The organism is Epibacterium sp. MM17-32 (assembly GCF_022348205.1).
Classification (GTDB): Bacteria; Pseudomonadota; Alphaproteobacteria; order Rhodobacterales; family Rhodobacteraceae; genus Epibacterium.
On sequence record NZ_JAKRFC010000010.1, the window covers coordinates 66,932 to 84,243 of the forward strand.

General features: G+C 58.5%; 12 protein-coding genes. 6 read left to right on the top strand and 6 right to left on the bottom strand.

Annotated features, from left to right (window positions below):
- The first annotated feature begins 17 nt into the window (after window positions 1-17).
- From MHM88_RS16110 to MHM88_RS16125, 4 genes are all read left to right on the top strand, one after another.
- Window positions 18-2,285, top strand: a complete 2,268-nt coding sequence (locus tag MHM88_RS16110; protein WP_239367479.1) for an ATP-binding protein — start codon at window positions 18-20, stop codon at window positions 2,283-2,285.
- The gene (locus MHM88_RS16115) at window positions 2,285-2,755 is read left to right on the top strand and encodes a response regulator (RefSeq protein WP_239367481.1); all 471 of its coding nucleotides are present in this window, start codon (window positions 2,285-2,287) and stop codon (window positions 2,753-2,755) included. Before MHM88_RS16110 ends, MHM88_RS16115 begins: the two co-directional genes overlap by 1 nt.
- The gene (locus MHM88_RS16120; RefSeq protein ID WP_239367483.1) at window positions 2,748-3,845 is read left to right on the top strand and encodes an ATP-binding protein; all 1,098 of its coding nucleotides are present in this window, start codon (window positions 2,748-2,750) and stop codon (window positions 3,843-3,845) included. The genes MHM88_RS16115 and MHM88_RS16120 overlap by 8 nt, the downstream gene beginning before the upstream one ends.
- A 212-nt stretch (window positions 3,846-4,057) precedes the next feature.
- Window positions 4,058-5,596, top strand: a complete 1,539-nt coding sequence (locus tag MHM88_RS16125) for a caspase family protein (RefSeq protein ID WP_239367485.1) — start codon at window positions 4,058-4,060, stop codon at window positions 5,594-5,596.
- 93 nt (window positions 5,597-5,689) lie between these two features.
- Here the strand turns inward: MHM88_RS16125 and MHM88_RS16130 are convergent, their stop codons facing one another.
- Complete coding sequence (locus tag MHM88_RS16130) at window positions 5,690-6,532, bottom strand: M15 family metallopeptidase (RefSeq protein WP_239367487.1); 843 nt, start codon at window positions 6,530-6,532, stop codon at window positions 5,690-5,692.
- A gap of 178 nt (window positions 6,533-6,710) precedes the next feature.
- Here MHM88_RS16130 and MHM88_RS16135 point away from each other — a divergent pair, with 178 nt between their 5' ends.
- Together MHM88_RS16135 and MHM88_RS16140 are read left to right on the top strand one after the other, a co-directional pair.
- On the top strand, window positions 6,711-7,274 hold the full coding sequence (locus MHM88_RS16135; RefSeq protein WP_239367489.1) for an OmpA family protein: 564 nt from the start codon (window positions 6,711-6,713) through the stop codon (window positions 7,272-7,274).
- Between the two features lie 45 nt (window positions 7,275-7,319).
- A complete protein-coding gene (locus tag MHM88_RS16140; protein ID WP_239367491.1) occupies window positions 7,320-9,503 on the top strand; it encodes a serine/threonine-protein kinase in 2,184 nt (727 codons plus the stop codon).
- Between the two features lie 45 nt (window positions 9,504-9,548).
- Here MHM88_RS16140 and MHM88_RS16145 read toward each other — a convergent pair whose 3' ends face one another.
- Genes MHM88_RS16145 through tssK form a run of 5 tightly spaced genes read right to left on the bottom strand, consistent with a single transcriptional unit; the run spans window position 9,549 to window position 17,286 of the window.
- Window positions 9,549-10,271, bottom strand: a complete 723-nt coding sequence (locus MHM88_RS16145) for a PP2C family serine/threonine-protein phosphatase (protein ID WP_239367493.1) — start codon at window positions 10,269-10,271, stop codon at window positions 9,549-9,551.
- Window positions 10,268-10,951 carry a type VI secretion system-associated protein TagF gene (gene tagF, locus MHM88_RS16150; RefSeq protein ID WP_239367495.1) on the bottom strand — a complete coding sequence of 228 codons (684 nt, stop codon included), beginning with the start codon at window positions 10,949-10,951 and terminating at the stop codon, window positions 10,268-10,270. The genes MHM88_RS16145 and tagF overlap by 4 nt, the downstream gene beginning before the upstream one ends.
- Window positions 10,951-14,526 (bottom strand): type VI secretion system membrane subunit TssM, encoded by a 3,576-nt coding sequence (gene tssM / locus MHM88_RS16155; protein WP_239367497.1) that lies wholly within the window; start codon window positions 14,524-14,526, stop codon window positions 10,951-10,953. The genes tagF and tssM overlap by 1 nt, the downstream gene beginning before the upstream one ends.
- Window positions 14,523-15,923, bottom strand: coding sequence for a type VI secretion system protein TssL, long form (gene tssL / locus MHM88_RS16160; RefSeq protein ID WP_239324267.1), 1,401 nt, complete (start codon window positions 15,921-15,923; stop codon window positions 14,523-14,525). Before tssL ends, tssM begins: the two co-directional genes overlap by 4 nt.
- Before the next feature lie 22 nt (window positions 15,924-15,945).
- Entirely contained in the window at window positions 15,946-17,286 is a 1,341-nt protein-coding gene (gene tssK, locus MHM88_RS16165) for a type VI secretion system baseplate subunit TssK (protein ID WP_239367499.1), read from the bottom strand.
- Between the last annotated feature and the right edge of the window lie 26 nt (window positions 17,287-17,312).

Below are 17,312 nucleotides of genomic sequence, written 5' to 3' on the forward strand. Positions count from 1 at the left end.
AAAGACTTGCCGAGGAGATGGCAGGCGTGTCATTGAAATGGATTTCAATCAAAACCAAAGTTGCATTGGGTGTATGCCTTATTCTAGGCGTCTCTTTTGCTGTGTTTTTTTCGCTCAGCTATCGAGACACCAGTCAGCGCATTCGTCAGCACACTGAACAGCTGATCGCTCAAAACCATCAGACGCATTCACGCTATATTCTCGATACGCTGACAACCATGTCTCAAGATGCAGAGACAATTGTGGGATTTCCGCCCATTGCGGGGATATTTCGCTCCTTGATGACGCCCTCCGGTATAGATCCGTATGACGGATCGAGCCTGACGCATTGGCGGAAACGGCTGGAAACGCTTTTTGTCAGCCTCATTCAGAATCGCGATGCCTATAGTCAAATTCGGCTTTTGCTCCCACAGCGCAACTGGCGGGAATTTGTCCGCGTGGATAGTGTCAACGGCTCGGTACGGATTACATCGCAGGATGAGCTGCAGGCCAAGGGCGATGAGCCTTATGTCCGGACGCTGGTATCCGGGTCCTCGGAAGAAAGTCAGTTCTCTCATGTCACACGCAATCGGGAACATGGGGTCGCATCAGGACCGCCCACCCTGAGATCGTTGAAGCGGATCGCCGATATCGACGGCAATCTGATCGGCGCGATTGTCATAAACGCGCATATCGCTGAGCTTTTTGCCCTGCCAAAGACTGGAAACGAGATCGGTCAAACGTATTACGCCATCGAAAACAAGACCTCAGCAGGGACACTTCTTGGTCCTGAGGACATGCGCTTTGCCGTGCAGGCAGAAAGCGGAGAAAGCCTGGAGGCAGTCGACGTCATATTCACGACAGGAGAAGGTCAGCTGGTCGCCGGTGACAGCAACACCGGGATCTTTGTCACCCGCGTCGATCTCAGTTCTCACAACATCCCGTTCACAATCCGCATCGCTTCCTTTGTGGATTTGCGTCAAATGCTGGCAGCGGCTCGAACGGCACTTCTTCATAATGTTCTGAATGCGCTGGGATTAACCCTCTCCGCGTCCTGCATGGGTTATTTTTTGACCTCGCGGCTGCTTGCGCCCTTGGAAAAACTCCTAACTGATATTCGATCCAGCAGCAGCTCCTTGCGCCCGGTTCCCGAAGAGTTTGACGGACACGATGAAGTTTCTGTTATTGCAAAAGAATTTTCACATCTCACCAATGATCTCATTCGCGAAACACAGCGCCTGGAAATGGTGCTCAGCAATGCTGCAGAGGGCGTTGTCACGCTTCGCGAAGACGGATCAATCGAAGATGTGAACCCGGCAGCGACGCAGATCCTCGGCCTCGCTGCCCCGCGCCTGATCGGGCGCAGGTTGGCGGATGTTCTGCACTGCGACCCAGAGTTGACGAGGTCCAATCTGATGCACCGCGCAGACTCAGATGAGCCTCTGCGCTTTTCTGTCACCTGCCGACACGGAGCGTCAGAAAGCACAATTCTGCAAATCGCGGTGCAGCGCGCACTCTACGCTGAGGGAACGCGCTTTATTGTCATGCTCCGTGACATCACGACAGAGACCTTTGCCGCGCAAAAAGCGGACGCGCTGATTGCAGCGTTGAAGAGGTCAAATGCAGAGTTGGATCAATTTGCATATATCGCATCCCACGACCTAAAGGCGCCATTGCGGGTTATCAATAATGCCATTTCCTGGCTTGAAGAGGATTTGGAACCCTATCTCAATGACGACACCCGAGAGAGCATGCATCTGCTGCAAAGCCGCGCCAATCGTATGGAGCGCTTGCTCAACGATCTCTTGCAGCATTCTCGGATCGGCCGGGTGGCTGAACCGGAGACACAGATCTCGGGACGTGAGCTGGCGGACGAATTGCTTGGATTGCTCGAAGTGCCTGACGGCATGACGGTCAGGTTCGCAGAGAGCTTTCTCAAGCTACGCTTCCGCAAATTGCCGCTCGAAACGGTTCTGGTCAATCTGCTGAGCAACAGCATCCGACATCACGACCGCCCCCATGGCGAGATTGAAGTATCCGCGGAAGAAGAAGCCGGGTTCCTGCGGTTCCGGGTCGAAGATGACGGCCCGGGTATTGAGCCTATCTACCATGATCGCATCTTCGAGGTGTTCCAAACCCTTCAGTCCCGAGATCAACTGGAGGGCAGCGGTATGGGTTTGGCCTTTGTTAAGAAACACATCGAGGTTGCAGGTGGAGAGATTCAGGTGATCTCCGATGGAATCCGCGGAACCGTATTCGAATTCCGTTGGCCGCGTGACCTACGGCAACAAAACGAGGCTGCATAATGTCTTCTTGCCAACCCGCAGGTCACCGCGACATCAAGATCATCCTCGTTGAGGATGATGACGGTGATGCCAAGGCGATCCATCGCGCGTTCAAGAAAGCTCGGATTGCGAACCCATTGACCCGCTTCAAGAACGGGTCGGACGCGTTGGCCTACCTCAAGGGGGAAACGGATCGCCAACCGCCTCAGCAGTTTATTGTGCTCAGTGATATCAACATGCCACGCATGTCCGGTATCGAACTTGTGGAAGCCCTGCGCGACGACCCGGCTCTGTGTCGCACATTGTTCTTCGTGCTGACCACGTCCGATGATGAACGTGACATCTCGGCAGCCTATTCCAACAATGTCGCGGGGTATATTCTGAAATCCCGGGCTGGCAACATGTTCATCGAACTCATGTCGGTCATGGACAGTTTCTGGCGGTATGTCGAACTGCCCGTCATCGATGTTCGGAGAGGCTCACATGGTTGATAAAAGCATACTGATTGTTGACGACGACCGTGGTGATCGCAAACTTATGCAGCGATACCTATCAAGCCTTTACCCCGAGGCTACAATCCTCGAGGCAGAAAACGGCGAGGCCGCCACCGCGCATGCGGATCAGGATGTGGAAGTCATCTTTCTCGATTATCTCCTCCCGGGGGTCTCGGGGTTGGATCTGCTGTCGAGTTTCCTTCGCTGCTGGCCGCATTCCGTCATCTTCATCATGACGGGCCAGGGGGACGAAGAAGTCGCCAAGAGCGCGATCCTGAGTGGCGCAGCGGATTATATCGCAAAATCAACCATTACACCCGATGCGCTCAACCGGATGATTGGCAACGGGCTGCAGGTTGCCCGGATGAAGTGGCGCATCGAGGAACACCAGAAAGAGCTGCAGCAATTCTCGGATGTTCTCGTACACGACCTCCGCGCCCCCATTCGCGCGATCAAGTTTCTCAGCGACCAAATTCTCGAAGACTTTGAAGCCGGGGACCTGGATGAAGTTAAGCGAGAATTCGATCTGATGAAACGCTCGGTCTCCAAGATGTCGGATCTCATCGAACGGCTCGCCAGTCACATCAATCCGCATACCGAAGGCATGCCAGAGCACGTAAGCGCCGAAAGCCTGGTCGAGGCCGCCAGTCTGGCCCTGGCGCAGGATATCTCCAATTCCGGTGCAGTGGTCGAGACCAACCTATCTGATGTCGACGTGCTGTGTTTTCCGCCAGACGTGTCCCAGCTTTTGCAAAACTTGATCGGCAACTCCATAAAGTACCGCGGTGACGCAACCCCGAGGATAGATATTTCCGCCAAATCAGTTGGGGAGGGCGTTCAGTTTTCAATTTCCGACAATGGTATCGGTGTGCCCAAAGAATACCGAGCACGGATATTCGAGCCATTCAAACGCCTTCAGCGCAGCAGTGACCTCCCGGGAACCGGGCTGGGGCTGGCCACCTGCGCCAAAATCGCCAAACGGCACAATGGTGCGATCTGGTGCGATACCGCAGTTGAGCAGGGGACCACGATACATTTCACATTGAAGATGCGCCCAAACATGTCGCGGATACAGAGGCGGGCGTGAATGCAGCGATCTGCCCCGGTATTGTAATCCAACAAACCGCGCGCGGCGTTGGGACCGCTCCGGGACACACCGTCAATCGCACCAATCGCTTTGCTCGACCCGGTAACGGCGACGTGACTCGGCCTCCCTCAGGAAGAGTGCGTTCTTCGCAAACCGCTTAAAACAGGGTATCGTTGCGGCAATTGATTTCTCAAACCCCCGTGAGTCCTTGCATGTTTGTGAACTTTCGCACCCTGGTCCGTCAGCCTTTGGTCCTGCTGTTTTTCCTAAGCTGTGTCGCGACACTGTCATCCGTGGTGCGGGTGGCTGCTGCCAATGATCGAATAGCATTGATCATTGGCATGTCCGAATATGCGCATCTCCCCGCACTCACCAACACCCGCAACGATGCAGAAGCGATCTCGCGGACATTGGAGACCATCGGCTTTGACGTGACCCTCTCGGTCGACGCCAGCAGCGCCGAAATGGAACGCCTGTTGGATGAGTTTGCATTCAAATCCGAAGTGGCCGACCTTGCGTTGATCTATTTTGCCGGACATGGAATCGAGGTTCAGGGCGAGAATTTTCTGATCCCGGTCGACGCAAAAGTGTCCTCGAACAAGGATGTTCAGGACCAATCCCCGTCACTGAAGGACCTGCTTGCAGCGGTTGACCGCGCCCGCAAGATGAGGATCGTCATTCTCGACAGCTGTCGCGATAACCCGCTGGGGGATGCGATCAACCTGGCAGCCGTGGAAGCTGCAAACGGAAACACTCCAGAAGAGACCACACGCGGCGGAGGGGGTCTGGCCGCGGCCAATCCGGATCGCGGGACATTGGTTGCCTTTGCCGCCAAGGACGGACAGGTCGCTTTGGACGGCAAAGGCAACAACAGTCCCTTTGCCCTTTCTCTGATGGAGAAGATGACCCAACCCGGACTGGAAATCAGCCTGATGTTCCGTCAGGTGCGTGACAGCGTTCTGGACCGAACCGGTAACCTGCAAGAACCGCATACATATGGCTCTTTAACCGGCATTCCGTTCTACCTGGCCGGCCCGGCCGAAGGGGACGACGGTCTCGATGCGGGTGATGCCTCCAAGGCCTGGTCTCGCCTGCGCCCCGATCAGGAAGCGCAATTGCTGGCGCTTGCGGATCTCGGGGACACGCGGTCCATGCTGGGCCTGGCCTATATGCGGCTCAACCCGAATGAGGGCCGGTTCGACCCCAAGGCCGCTGTGGATTTTCTGACGCGCGCCGCGGATGCGGGCTCTCCGGAAGCGCAATTCGAACTTGCCAAGCTGTATGAACGTGGAACCGGAGTTGCTCAGGATGAAGCCAAGGCACTGGAACTCTATCGCTCTGCAGCAGAACAGAATTTTGCCGACGCCATCAATGATCTGGGCTTTATGCACTACCAGGGGGGACTGGGGCTGCCTGCTGATCCGGGCAAGGCGCTCCGGTATTTTGAACGGGCCGCGGATCTGCGCCACCCCCAAGCGCAATTCAATTTCGCGGCTTTGATCGATGATGGGCATATTCCAACAAAAGGTCCGGAAGACGCGGCAAAATACCTCTATCAGGCGCTCAGGTCCGGAAGTCAGGATGTATTGAAACTGCTGAGCGAACGACCCAGCATGTTCACGGCGGAAACCCGGCGCGCGCTTCAGGTCAAACTGCGCGACAACAAGTTCTATGCTGGCGCCATTGATGGCGATTTTGGACCGGGGACCCAACGCGGCATCAGAAAGGCATATGGAATAGAGGACGGATAGGCCGCAGAAGCGGGAACTTGTCAGCCTGCATTCGAGGTCAGATTGATCGTGTTCTGGATGCCGCGTGATCAATCGCGAACAGGGACCCCTGCCCTACAGTCGGCCTTCCGCCAGCCAAAGATCCAGCTGGCGGCGGCTGATTTCAAAATGCATGCTGTCCTCGCGACCAAAGCCTGCGCCCCAGACCCAACCTTCGTCCTTGAAGAAATCGGCGAGGATCGTCAGACCAAGCTGGGTCTTGCCATCGCCCAACGTATCCAACCGGCCGTCGATATTGAGGTCGACAGCCAAACCGTAGCTATGGGTTGAAAGCGAATTCTGCGTCCCTCGGATACGGCGCACACAGAGAGATCCTGCCGTATTGATCCGCTCATAGAGATCCGGATCCGCTTTTTGAATGTTGTCAAAAACGACCTTGAGGCTCTCGATGGCGGGCGCGAGCATCCGCACCCGGATCGGCCCGACCTGCTCCAGAACAAGCTTTTCCTTCAAGCGGGCGTTGGTCATCGGCTGACAGTCATCTGTCAGATCTTCGCGCGGACGGCCGAGCTTTTCGGAAAGATATGTGCCGCCGGCAACCTTGAGGCCATCATTCACATTGCGCCGATCCGCGATCAGCACGACCTGCGCATAGGAGTCCAGAATCGCGTTCGGACCGGTTTGCCGAAGCAGGGAATCCTCTTCGTCCTGAAGATTCGCCGAGGGCGCGACCGACCGGTTGTTGTTTGCGAGCGAGGACAGTTCCTTTTGCAGATCGTCCAGCTTCAGTTGGGTGTCTTCGACCTGCTGACGAAGCAGTTCGATCTCGATCCGCGCTTCGGAATCCACAGCACCGCTACCGTAGCCTTGTTCTTTGAAAAGATAGGACAATCCGAACCAGAGCGCAGGAGCAGCCAACAAACCAAGCGCGATGATGACAGCGGGTAGAACCTTCATGGCATTCCTTTATCGACAGCTCACTCTTGAATACGGAGGGTCTACCCCCAACCTATCAGCTACAAAAGTGAATTTTATCTTGGAATTCGTGTTCACCGGGATTGCAGCCATTGGCACCAACTGGGGCGTAGTATAAACTCGGCGTAACATTAGAGGAATGATAAGGGAGGGCACATAGATGGTCCGTTTCCGTACCTTGGCAATGTCGTTATTTACCGCTGCTGTCTGCCTGAGCGCCCCCGTTTCCGCACAGGATCTGTCAGTCGAAGAGATCACTGAAGCCTTCAAAAAGCAAAAGACGCGTGGCCTGGTTATCGTTCCCAACGCGGCAGAGGGCAGTGTCGCCGAAGACACCGAAACTGCGACCGTCGCCACGGCCGCCGAAGCCTACAATGCCCTCGACGAAGCATCGCAGATCAACGTCCAGATTTCCTTCGATTTCGACAGCGCGACGCTCCGCGACGACCAAAAACCCAAGCTCGCCAATATGTGCGCGTCGATGAAGGCGATGGACGACACCGTGTTCCAGATCATCGGCCACACCGACAGTTCCGGATCGGCGACCTATAACGAACGGCTCTCGCTGCTGCGTGCACAGGAAGTGCGCCGGCATTTGGTCAGCGATTGTGGAGTGAGTGCCGAGTCGCTCAAGGCGATCGGCATGGGGGAGACCGCGCCATTCAACGCGGAGAACCCGCGCGCGGATGAGAACCGCCGGGTGGAATTTCAGGCCCTGGGCTAACCGTATGAAAAACCGTGTGAAACTATCCAGGCTGGAGAGGCCCGAATGATCGACTCCCGGCCCGGGGACATGTTTCAACCCGGCGATCTGCTGAACAATACCTATCGCATCGAAGCTCTGCTTGGCCGGGGTGGCACGTCAGAGGTATACAAGGCCCGTTCCGAGATTTCAGGCAATGCGGTTGCCCTGAAAATCCTGAAGCAGGAGTTCTCCGGGAACGAGGATTTCACCGTGCTGATGGCGCGGGAAGAGAACATCCGCGAAATCCGTCATGATGCGGTTGTCCGCTATTCGGAAAACCACCGCACGGCCGACGGGCGAATCTATCTGTTGATGGACTATATCGAGGGTCCCGGGCTGGATCAGAAGCTCAAGCAAGGGCCAATGCCGGTTGAGGACCTGCTGACGATTTGCCAACGGGTCAGCGAAGGGTTGCAGGCCGCCCACAAGCGCAAGATCGTGCATCGCGACTTGAGCCCGGACAATATTATTCTGCGCGGGGGCGATCCTTCTCAGGCGGTCATTATCGACTTTGGCATCGCCAAGGACACCAACCCAGGCGCCGAGACCATTGTCGGCAACGAGTTTGCCGGAAAATACTCCTACGCCGCCCCTGAACAAATGAGCGGCCAGACCGACGCCCGATCCGATATCTACTCTCTGGGCGCATTGCTGCTGGCGAATTATCGCGGGCAGTCGCCGTCGTTGGGGGCCAACCCCATGGAAGTGGTGGAAAACAAGCGAAAACCTCTGGTGACCGAGGATCTGCCGCCGCCTTTCAAGACGCTTATCGAACGGATGTGCGCGCCTGATCCGGCGGATCGTTTCCAGTCAGCAGCTGAGGTCCTGGATTTTCTCAAGGCACCGGGCGTCGCGGCCGACGGCGACCAGTCCACGCCGCTCGATGCTCTGGTGGGCTCTCCTGCGGAGGCCGTCGATGATGCCACCATCATCGTGCCGCGTTCCACCGTGCGCCCATCAGGCACCACGCCAGCCGAAGATCCGCTCCCGCCTGCGCGCAAGGGATCCCGCCGCGGCCTGATCGCGTTAGTTGTTGCACTCCTGCTCTTGGTGGGCGGTGCGGGCGCATGGCTGTCGGGCAGCCTCGATCCCTTCCTGCGACCATCCTATCCCGTCGCAGATCCGTTTCGCCTGATTGTCGAGCGCAACGAAGGTGGACCGATCCGCGCCTCGGGCAATGTCCCCGGCGAAGAGGCTCACTCAGCTCTGATGAATGTCATCGATGAAGGGGAGCTTGTCCTTGCCAGCGGCGATATCGCGGAGACCTGGGTACGTGATATCCTGTTTACGCTTGATCCGTTATCCGGCCTCCAGGATTGGCGTCTTGTGGTCGAGAACAACAACGCCAAACTGACAGGTAAAACCTCCGATGCGGAGCTCCTGGCGGACCTCGATGGCTTTTTTGGCGGGGATATGCCCGGCGCCCTGATCGGCATCGTTGAAATCGCGTTCGAGTTGCCGCTCCTGGACCGCGACGTCCCGCGGGACATTGTGGATGCGCACGCAGACTGTGGCCCGCTGATCCTTCAGGGCGCGTCAGTTGGCACCGGGTACGCGCCAGATGAGAGCCTGCGTGTCACCGGTCAGGTCGCCAGTACAGAAACCCAGATCCGCCTGTTTGACGAACTCACGAACATCGCGGACGGGCGGGCGGTTGATCTGCAGCTGGAGGTCCTCAATCCGGCACTTTGCATCGTGGAACAGCGTTTGCCGAAAGCGCCTCCTGGCGGGGTAACTGTGCGGTACTTTGACGGCAGCACCGGGGACCCGAACCCATCGGGACGGTTCTTTATCGGTGAAAATCCCGTCATCGACGTCGTCCTCCCCCCCGAGCTGACGGACGGTTTTCTGACCGTCTCGATCCTTGATGTAACCGGAAATGTTTTTCATCTGCTGCCCAATATCAACCGGCAGGATCATGAAGTCGGTGCGCTGCGGTCCGGGCAGTCGGGGGCGCTACCTCTGCGTGTTGCCTTCAGCCTCGAGGATGCAAGCGCGACAAATGGGATTGCGTTCAAGGTTGATGACAGCACCCTCGGCAAGAGCAAGATCCTCGTCTTGCATTCGGCGGAGCCTCTGTTTGATGGTATGCGCCCAACGGCGGAGAGCGCTGCCAGCTTTGCGGATGCCCTGCAAAAGAGCGCAGCCAACGACGCCGGGCATATTCTTTCACTGGACAGCAGCATTCTGACCACGGCCGAACCTTAGGGCCGCGCGCGTCCTAAGCCTGCAGAATTCAGGCGCGTTGCCCGGTCAGAGCACGTCAACGACGATCACCGACACATTGTCCGCGCCGCCACCGGCCAACGCCAACTGGATGAGCTTATCACTCAGGTTATCCAATGGTGTGGAGGACAGTATATCCTCCAACATCGAAAACGTGGCGTATTTGGTCAGCCCGTCGGAACACAACAGAAACCGGTCGCCGGGCGCGGTCTCGCCGCGCACCTTGTCAAGCACAAGCTCACCGGGGATGCCGACGGCTCTGGTGATCGCGTTTGCCTGCGGATGCTGGTCCGCCTCATCCCAGTTCATCTTGCCGGCGAGGACGTATTCCGCCACCGCCGAATGATCCGTCGTCAGCAGCTCGATCTGCCGGTTGCGCAAGCGATAGATGCGGCTGTCTCCCGCCCACAAACACAGAAAATAGCCCTGACTGACGGTGAGCACTGCAACCGTCGCTCCGATCGTCGCGCCGCCCCGCGCGTCGGATTCTGCCTGTATGGCGCGGTGCGCGCCCTGGATCGCATCCCGCAAGGCGTGCATTTTCTCTGCCGGGCCAAGGTCCGGAGGAATGGTTGCAACCATATCCGCGATCAGTCGACTGGCGTAATCTCCGGCATCGTGGCCGCCCATTCCATCTGACACCAGCCAGACTTCATGCTCGGACAGACTCAAGATCGCATCTTCGTTGGTCTTGCGAACCAGTCCCGTATGGGTTTGACCAACAAAGCGGGTGTTACGCATTTCAGTCATATCGGCCTGGCCTCTCTCCAGATACTTGCGCCGAGGTCAAAAAGACCCATGGCCTGAGCTTCCGAGGGAAGCCCCTTGCAGGCCAACATCCGCGGACTGCCGTCCAGAACCGCTGACCAGACGGAGAGATCCCGCCCCTGCTGTTCCAGTAGGCCACCCGCGACGGCCACTGGCAAGCGCGACACCTCCCCAACGCCGGTCAAAACTATGGTCTCCCCGCTTGACCGGACCGGAGCAACCGCACGCATATCCGGCACCTTCACCGTTGCCAGCAATTGCGCCAGTCGCTCCTGGTTCATGTTATCTTCAAGACAGTCCAGCGCAATATCTTCCAGACGTTCGAACAGATCCGTATCGCTGAGATGATCGCATCCGACCGGCCCCGGCGTTGGCAAAGCACTGACAAGCGTAAGTGGGAAGCGCCGCCCCACCCGATCCACCGAGGGCATGAGGACACCGGTCAGTTTCTGTCCGCCGGCCAAGCCTGCCGACAGAGTGAACCGCCAGATCGGTGCGGACATGTAGTACTGGTCAAAATGTGGCCCGTACGTGCGCTGCCCAGCGGTCATGATCGACTGAATCCAGGGATCCCACATCTTTACAAACCCGCTCGGCGGCGACAGTCGAAAGAAGTCGCCGACCGTCGGCATCTTGCCATAGGCTCCGAAACCCGCGGTCATTACATCGACTTCGGGCAAGAGAACTTTGCCATTGCCGGCAGAGCAAACGGGTTCACGGCCGATCCTGCCTGCAACTCAAACAGCGCCAGGCGGCCACCAACGGTAAAGTTCACACGCCGACGGTCCACCGCATTCGTCCGCCTGACTTCGGCTGCGTCGAGCAGTCGGAACCAGGCCCAGGGACCATCCTTGGACAGGATATTCTCGCTGTCACGACGCTGCGGGTTGAGCGTGATCCGCGCCAGCCCCACCGAGCCCGGCCAGGTCACCGCAACGGGCGTCGGCTGACCCATCTTGTGATTGAAAGCAACGGTTGTGCCGTCGATTTCCAAGATCATCTCCTTGGCCTTTGGATCCAACGCCTTGGGCGTGATCTGGAACGGCACCAGCGGCGCTGACCCGGAGGCAAAGAACGCGTCACGGATCTCCGTGGCGTATTGCATCTGGTTCAGCACCGCTTGGCTAATCCCGAGATCCGCCCCCGCACCGGTCGATTTGAAGGTCCAGGGTGTGGTCGACGTATCCACATATTGCGCGAGATGCTGGTTAAAGAACCCGTCGATCATACCGCCCGGTGCGAACAGCTTGGCAAAATCCGCCATTGCGACATCGGCGCGGGCCGACCGATTGAACGGGTAACGGTTGGACAACGCCTGCGTACAAAACGGCAGAACATCCGATTGCCAGGCGGCGTTGATGGATGCCCGTGTCCCTTCGGAGGTAATGCCGGAGGACCCGACCGTGATCTGCTTGGCCCAGCGTTGCATCGGCCCCTGATACTGGCTCGCCGCTTGCTGGAACTGGAGCAGCGCCTGACTGCTGGCTCCTCCTGTGGAAATCCCGCTGATCGTCATCTTGTTCAGTTCCTGATAGACGGTCAGCAACAACCCCATCAGACCATCCAGCTGCGACGGCTGCCCCTCGGGGGCGTCAACCATCTGATGCAACCAGGCGAACCGGTTTTCGACAAATTTCCCCGGTGGAAGCTGCTGTTGCCCGCCTTGCGTGGTTGCGGACTTCATCAGAGCTTCCAACAAGATTTCGCCTTGCAAAGACAGGCTGGAGCGCGCTTCGAGGCTCGCGACCTGACCGATGCCATCATTGACGGCAGAGGTGTCGAGCGCAGATTGAGATTGCGTCAGTTGCGTTTCCTGGGCCACCGCGCGCAAAACGTTCTCGATCGGAGAGCTGGCCCCGGACAAGATGCGCGTAACATCCACGGCCTGGTTCAGCGATTGCAACGGGATGACGTCCAGATCCCCCAAGAGATCATCGTAGCGCCCGATAAAGTCGTTGTAGTAGAGATCCAGCACGTCGCGGCTCAAGGACAGCAGCGCCGCCTCGCTCTGTGCCTCCTGGCTGCTGTCACCCAGGACCCACGCTTCACTCTGCAAGCGGTTGGAGACGCTCACGGCCTCGGTCAGAAAGACGTTGTTGAACCCGTTGTAGGTAAAGATCCCCTCGATCCCCTCCGCCATCGGCTTACCCGAATTCCGGGTCATGACGCGCGTGACTTCCGGTCCGCCGACATCGGTCAAACGCCACTGCGGCAGTTCGGTCGCGGCACGGGAATTTATGATCCCCGAATAGACCCGCTGGGACATCGGCATTTCCGCCAGAACCCCACGTGCCTGCGCAATCAAGTCACCGTTCAGCGCGATTTCCTCCATTGGCTGGGACAGAAGCGCATCAAGGTGATCGTTCAGATCTGCACGCAATTGCTGTCGAACCACACCGGAATATGTCACCTCGGACCAGTCGTTGTTGAGGAACTCCTTGACCAGATCCGGGTTCATGGGCCCTTGCAACCCAAGCATCAGATAGATCTTCAGCGCTTCATAAAGCGCGTCGACGTCATTGATGTTCCCGGCAATCTGCTCTTCCAGCCGAACCAATAGCCGCGGCAGGAAGCGGCGGTTCAGCGCGGAACGGTAGGTTTGGGCCCCTTGGGTGCCAATCACCTCGCCCTGATACAGGCCGTAGGTTTCGGAAAGCGCCGGTTCCGGCGTCGACAAGACGGGGTTCCCCGGCAGATCCCGTAGATCGTTAAGGGCGGCCACCACTGGAACAAGGTCGGTATCACCAACCGGGCTTTGCGGCAGCGCCGCGGCTGCAGTCTGATACTCATCGACCTGAGCACTGGCCTTTGCAATCAATGCCTTGTTCTTTAGGAACGAATTGACCCACAAGCCCCCCATCGCCACGCTGACCAGAATGGTGGCAGCGACAGCAACACGACGCGCCCAGCGATAACGCCGCTCTATCTTGTCATCCGACGACACCAGACCTGCTTCCGGGAACATGACGCCCTCGAACAGACGGGTCAGAAAGTACGAACGCCCAGTGCCCTTGCCAGACCCGATCGCCTGTCGGCCAATGCCGAAGGTCTGAGCCATGCCGAGCATCAACCGGTCGATGGGGGTGCCTTCCTGAGTGCCCGACGCCAGGTAGACACCACGCAACATCTGCCGCTTTTGGTAGGCATTGTCCTGAAAGACCTCTTTCAGGAACTCGCGCGCCACCCCGCGCACAGAGGCAACTTGCGAGGGGAAACCCGCCACCAACGCCCGACGCTGCGGATCGGTTTCCGCCTGCATCTTCTCCATAAGCTGGGCGTTCAGCTGCCCGAGCAAACCCGCAAATTCCTCATCAAATCGGGTGATCGGATCCGCATCGGACTTGGCCTTGGCCAACGGCAGGGTGAAGCCCCAGACCTGCTCGCGTTCTTCCTTGCCAAGCGTGTCGTAATACTCCTGAAAACCTGCGATCAAGTCCGCCTTGGTAAAGACGACATAGACCGGAAAGCGCACGCCGAGACGTTCGCGCAGTTCGGCCAGCCGGTTGCGAATGGCGGTGGCATGGGCCTTTTGCGTCAACTCATCCTGAAGGGAGAGATCGGAGAGCGAAATCGCAATGATCGCCCCGTTGATCGGCTGACGCTTGCGGTATTTCTTCAGAAGGTTGAGAAAGCCGAGCCAGGCAGCATTGTCGGTTTCCTGATCGCTTTCCTGCGTCGTATAGCGACCCGCCGTATCGATCAGGACGGCCTTGTTGGTGAACCACCAGTCGCAATTCCGCGTGCCGCCAACACCGCCAATCGCAGCCTTGCCCAGTTTGTCGGCCAATGGGAACTGCAGGCCGGAGTTCACGATGGCGGTGGTCTTGCCCGCACCGGGCGGACCAATCATGATGTACCAGGGCAGTTGATTGAGGTGCTTGCGCCCGTTCTTGGACTTCCGCAGCTCGGTCAGCGCCGTCTTGAACTTGCCTTTCAGCTCGACAAGTTCCTCACCGATGACATCATCCTCTGCAGTATCGACAGCCTCGGCGATTTCTTCGGTCATCTGACGGTCGCGCCGTGCCCGGATCAGAGCGATCAGCAGCAGCGTCAGCAAGGTCAGCACCCACAGGACGCCGATGGCAATCAGCCGCGACGACATACTGTCAAACGGACGCCAGGTATCAGAGCCGATGAAAGGCGCAAAATACCAGATACAGGCCGATAGCGCCGCTGCCAGCAGGATCAGGATGGTATAAATCGAGCGAAACAACGGCAGGATAAAGCGACGGATCATTCTTGCACCTCCTGCACAAGCAGGACTTCAATTCTTCGGTTCTTGGCACGCCCTTCGCGGGTGGCGTTGTCCGCGATCGGCTCTTTGTCCGCGCGCCCCTCGGCCGACAACCGTTCCGGAGCGCTCAACTCGTCCGCCATGCGCGCCATAACGGATTTGGCACGGGCCAGGGAGAGAGCCATGTTTGACGGGAACCGTGCAGACCGGATCGGCACATTGTCGGAGTGCCCCACAACAATCACGCGGCCCGGTTCATCGTTCAGCGCCTCTGCCACCCGGTCGATCGGATCATCAAAAGCGGCTTTCAGTTGATCCGAGCCAGACCCGAACATGCCGGAGCCCGCCAAACGTATGGTCAGCGTATTGCCCTTGGGAAAGACCTCGACGATGCCATCCTTGATCTCCTGATCCAGGAAACCGGCGACCTTTGCCACCTGCTGCTCGATGGTGGGGACTGGTGGCGGTGGCGGCGGTGGCGGAGCGCGGCGCTCCAATGTGGCGACCTGCCCTGCTTCGACGGTTTGCATCTTGCCAATGACCCGTTCGGTGTTCGATGACAGCGCCCAGCTTAGTCCGACAAACTGTCCCGCCAGCAAAACGGCAGCAACAGCGATAGAGATCCAGACCAACCGCCAGGCGGAACGCACCACAAAGGGTTTTACGACGCCTTTCCAGTTCGGTGACAGTTCCCACTCGACCTGACCACGCTGGCCGCGGATGATCCGGGCCAGAGCGGCGCGAATTTGCAGGTGTTTCTCGGATCCGCCCGGCTCTACCCGCAAGCGCCCCTCGAACCCCAGCGACATGCACATGTAGAGAAACTCCAGCATGTCGATATTGGTTGCAGGCTCTTTCTCCAAACGCGCAAGCAGATCATAAAAACGGTCACCGCCGACGGTTTCACGGTGGAAGGTGCCGACCATGGACTGCAAACCCCAGGCAGATTGCCCGCCCCACGGTGTATTCAACACAACATCATCCAATGTCGCGCACAGCGCATAGCGCGCAATTTTTACAGTTTGCGCTGGGATGCCTGCCTGCAGGGCACGATTTTCAAAAGCACGCACCTCGCCGACCACACTCTGGCGCAGCTTGTCGGGGTCCATATGCTGCGCCCGGTTGCGGATTCGGCTGATCAGCGCAAACAGCGCCGTTGCGCAAGCCGTCAGCTGGTTCATGCCCGTCAGCGCGACCGCTGGCGCCTTGGCCCCCGACGTCGAGGCCGCCGGCGCCGATCGCGGCACGCCAAATGCCGCATCACCGCCGGAGGCAACGGGCTGCGGTGCAGGTGCGCTGGGTGCCTGCGGCTGTGCCGCACGCCGGCCACCGGGATTGGGCCGGATCACCGTTTTGTCGGTGTCGCCCGGCTCTGCAAAAGGATCGTCGAAATCGCCCATTGGCATACTCCCTCAGCCGCGCTCACGCATTGCGAATAGCCCAAAGCTCCATGCTGAGCCCCGGGTATTGGCCGGACACATGTACGGCGATACCACCGGACGTGGTCATCTTGCCCCAATAGGGGCTTTCGGCATCCATCTCGAAATACACGACCCCCGAATGATAGGGGATCTGGCGCGGCGCAACCGGCAACGGCCGCAGAGTGATCCCCGGCAAGGCTGAGTTGACCAGCTGGCGGATTTCCTCGACCGGGCCGATCTTTGCCTGCCCCGCAAAGTGACGCCGCACATCCTCGGCCGGTACATCCGCCTTGACCGCAAGCACAAAGCCCGAATTGCCGATCAGTTTGCGATCCGCGATGACCCCCACGGAGATACCATATTTGCGCGGTTCCAGTTTGATCGGGATCGCCGTCTGCTCAAGAACCGAACTCAGGTATTGCCGCAAGACCCGGATCACCGGCGCGAAACAGGCGCTCAGGTTATCGTGGGTGTAGGGCGGAAACTCCGGTACAACCTTGTCAGTGCTCATAAACGCAGACAACTCGCCCGCCAGACCGGTTGCAATGGTGAACAGGCGCTCGGGGTGCAGGTTTTCAATTTCGCGCAGGTGACGCACCATCGGCAGGCTGCGATTGACCAGCGCCAAAAGCATAAAGTCAGACACATCTGCAACGCCGCGCGCGCCGCCTGCTTCAGACAGCCGACCAGAGAGCGCCTCCATCCGATGCGCCAGCAGCCCCTCCAGTTCCCGGAGGAAGTCATTGAGTGGTGCGGCGGCCCGAATGTCCAGAACCGACGGAATAAACGACTGATCGAGAACGATCTCCTTATCCGCCCGCACTTCAATGATGCGCGCCACGGGGATCGCCAGAAGATCCGCCATATCGTCCACGTCAAGGGCGAACTGCAGCCGCAGCTTACCCACATCCAGCTCGACAGGCTTGCGATCAACAGAGGTCACATCGGTCACCTCCTGCTTGCCCGGACGCAACCGGCTGGCAGATCGCTCTGCGCCCGTCAGGTCGACCTCCGTCCCGCCCTGACGTCGCTGCGGAACGGTGACATAGACGATGCAGTCCTTGACGGTCTGCGGCACCTCCAGGGCGGGGGGGTGATCATCCGCCATGGGCACCCGGAAAACGGCGCCATCGTGGGTCAGCCCTTCGCAGGACTTCAGGGCAAACTGGCCGATTTTCAATGCTTCGAAATCAATTTCGACCCCCGTCAGCCCCCACGCATAGGGCACCAGTCGCCGTGCAAGGCCAGCGACCTGGGCTTCCATATATCGATCAGCCTGTTGGAAATGATGAGGCTGCAAAAACAACCCCTCGGTCCAAAGCACCTTGCTGTCCCAGGACACTCGGCTCTCCTTTCTTTGTCACCGGC

What these genes read in the sequence shown, in the direction of transcription:
- MHM88_RS16130 (WP_239367487.1), bottom strand. Translation starts at nt 6,532, where the DNA reads ATGAAGGTTCTACCCGCTGTCATCATCGCGCTTGGTTTGTTGGCTGCT.
- tssM (WP_239367497.1), bottom strand. Translation starts at nt 14,526, where the DNA reads ATGATCCGTCGCTTTATCCTGCCGTTGTTTCGCTCGATTTATACCATC.
- MHM88_RS16120 (WP_239367483.1), top strand. Translation starts at nt 2,748, where the DNA reads ATGGTTGATAAAAGCATACTGATTGTTGACGACGACCGTGGTGATCGC.
- MHM88_RS16135 (WP_239367489.1), top strand. Translation starts at nt 6,711, where the DNA reads ATGGTCCGTTTCCGTACCTTGGCAATGTCGTTATTTACCGCTGCTGTC.
- MHM88_RS16145 (WP_239367493.1), bottom strand. Translation starts at nt 10,271, where the DNA reads ATGACTGAAATGCGTAACACCCGCTTTGTTGGTCAAACCCATACGGGA.
- MHM88_RS16115 (WP_239367481.1), top strand. Translation starts at nt 2,285, where the DNA reads ATGTCTTCTTGCCAACCCGCAGGTCACCGCGACATCAAGATCATCCTC.
- MHM88_RS16140 (WP_239367491.1), top strand. Translation starts at nt 7,320, where the DNA reads ATGATCGACTCCCGGCCCGGGGACATGTTTCAACCCGGCGATCTGCTG.
- tssL (WP_239324267.1), bottom strand. Translation starts at nt 15,923, where the DNA reads ATGGGCGATTTCGACGATCCTTTTGCAGAGCCGGGCGACACCGACAAA.
- tagF (WP_239367495.1), bottom strand. Translation starts at nt 10,951, where the DNA reads ATGACCGCGGGTTTCGGAGCCTATGGCAAGATGCCGACGGTCGGCGAC.
- MHM88_RS16110 (WP_239367479.1), top strand. Translation starts at nt 18, where the DNA reads ATGGCAGGCGTGTCATTGAAATGGATTTCAATCAAAACCAAAGTTGCA.
- MHM88_RS16125 (WP_239367485.1), top strand. Translation starts at nt 4,058, where the DNA reads ATGTTTGTGAACTTTCGCACCCTGGTCCGTCAGCCTTTGGTCCTGCTG.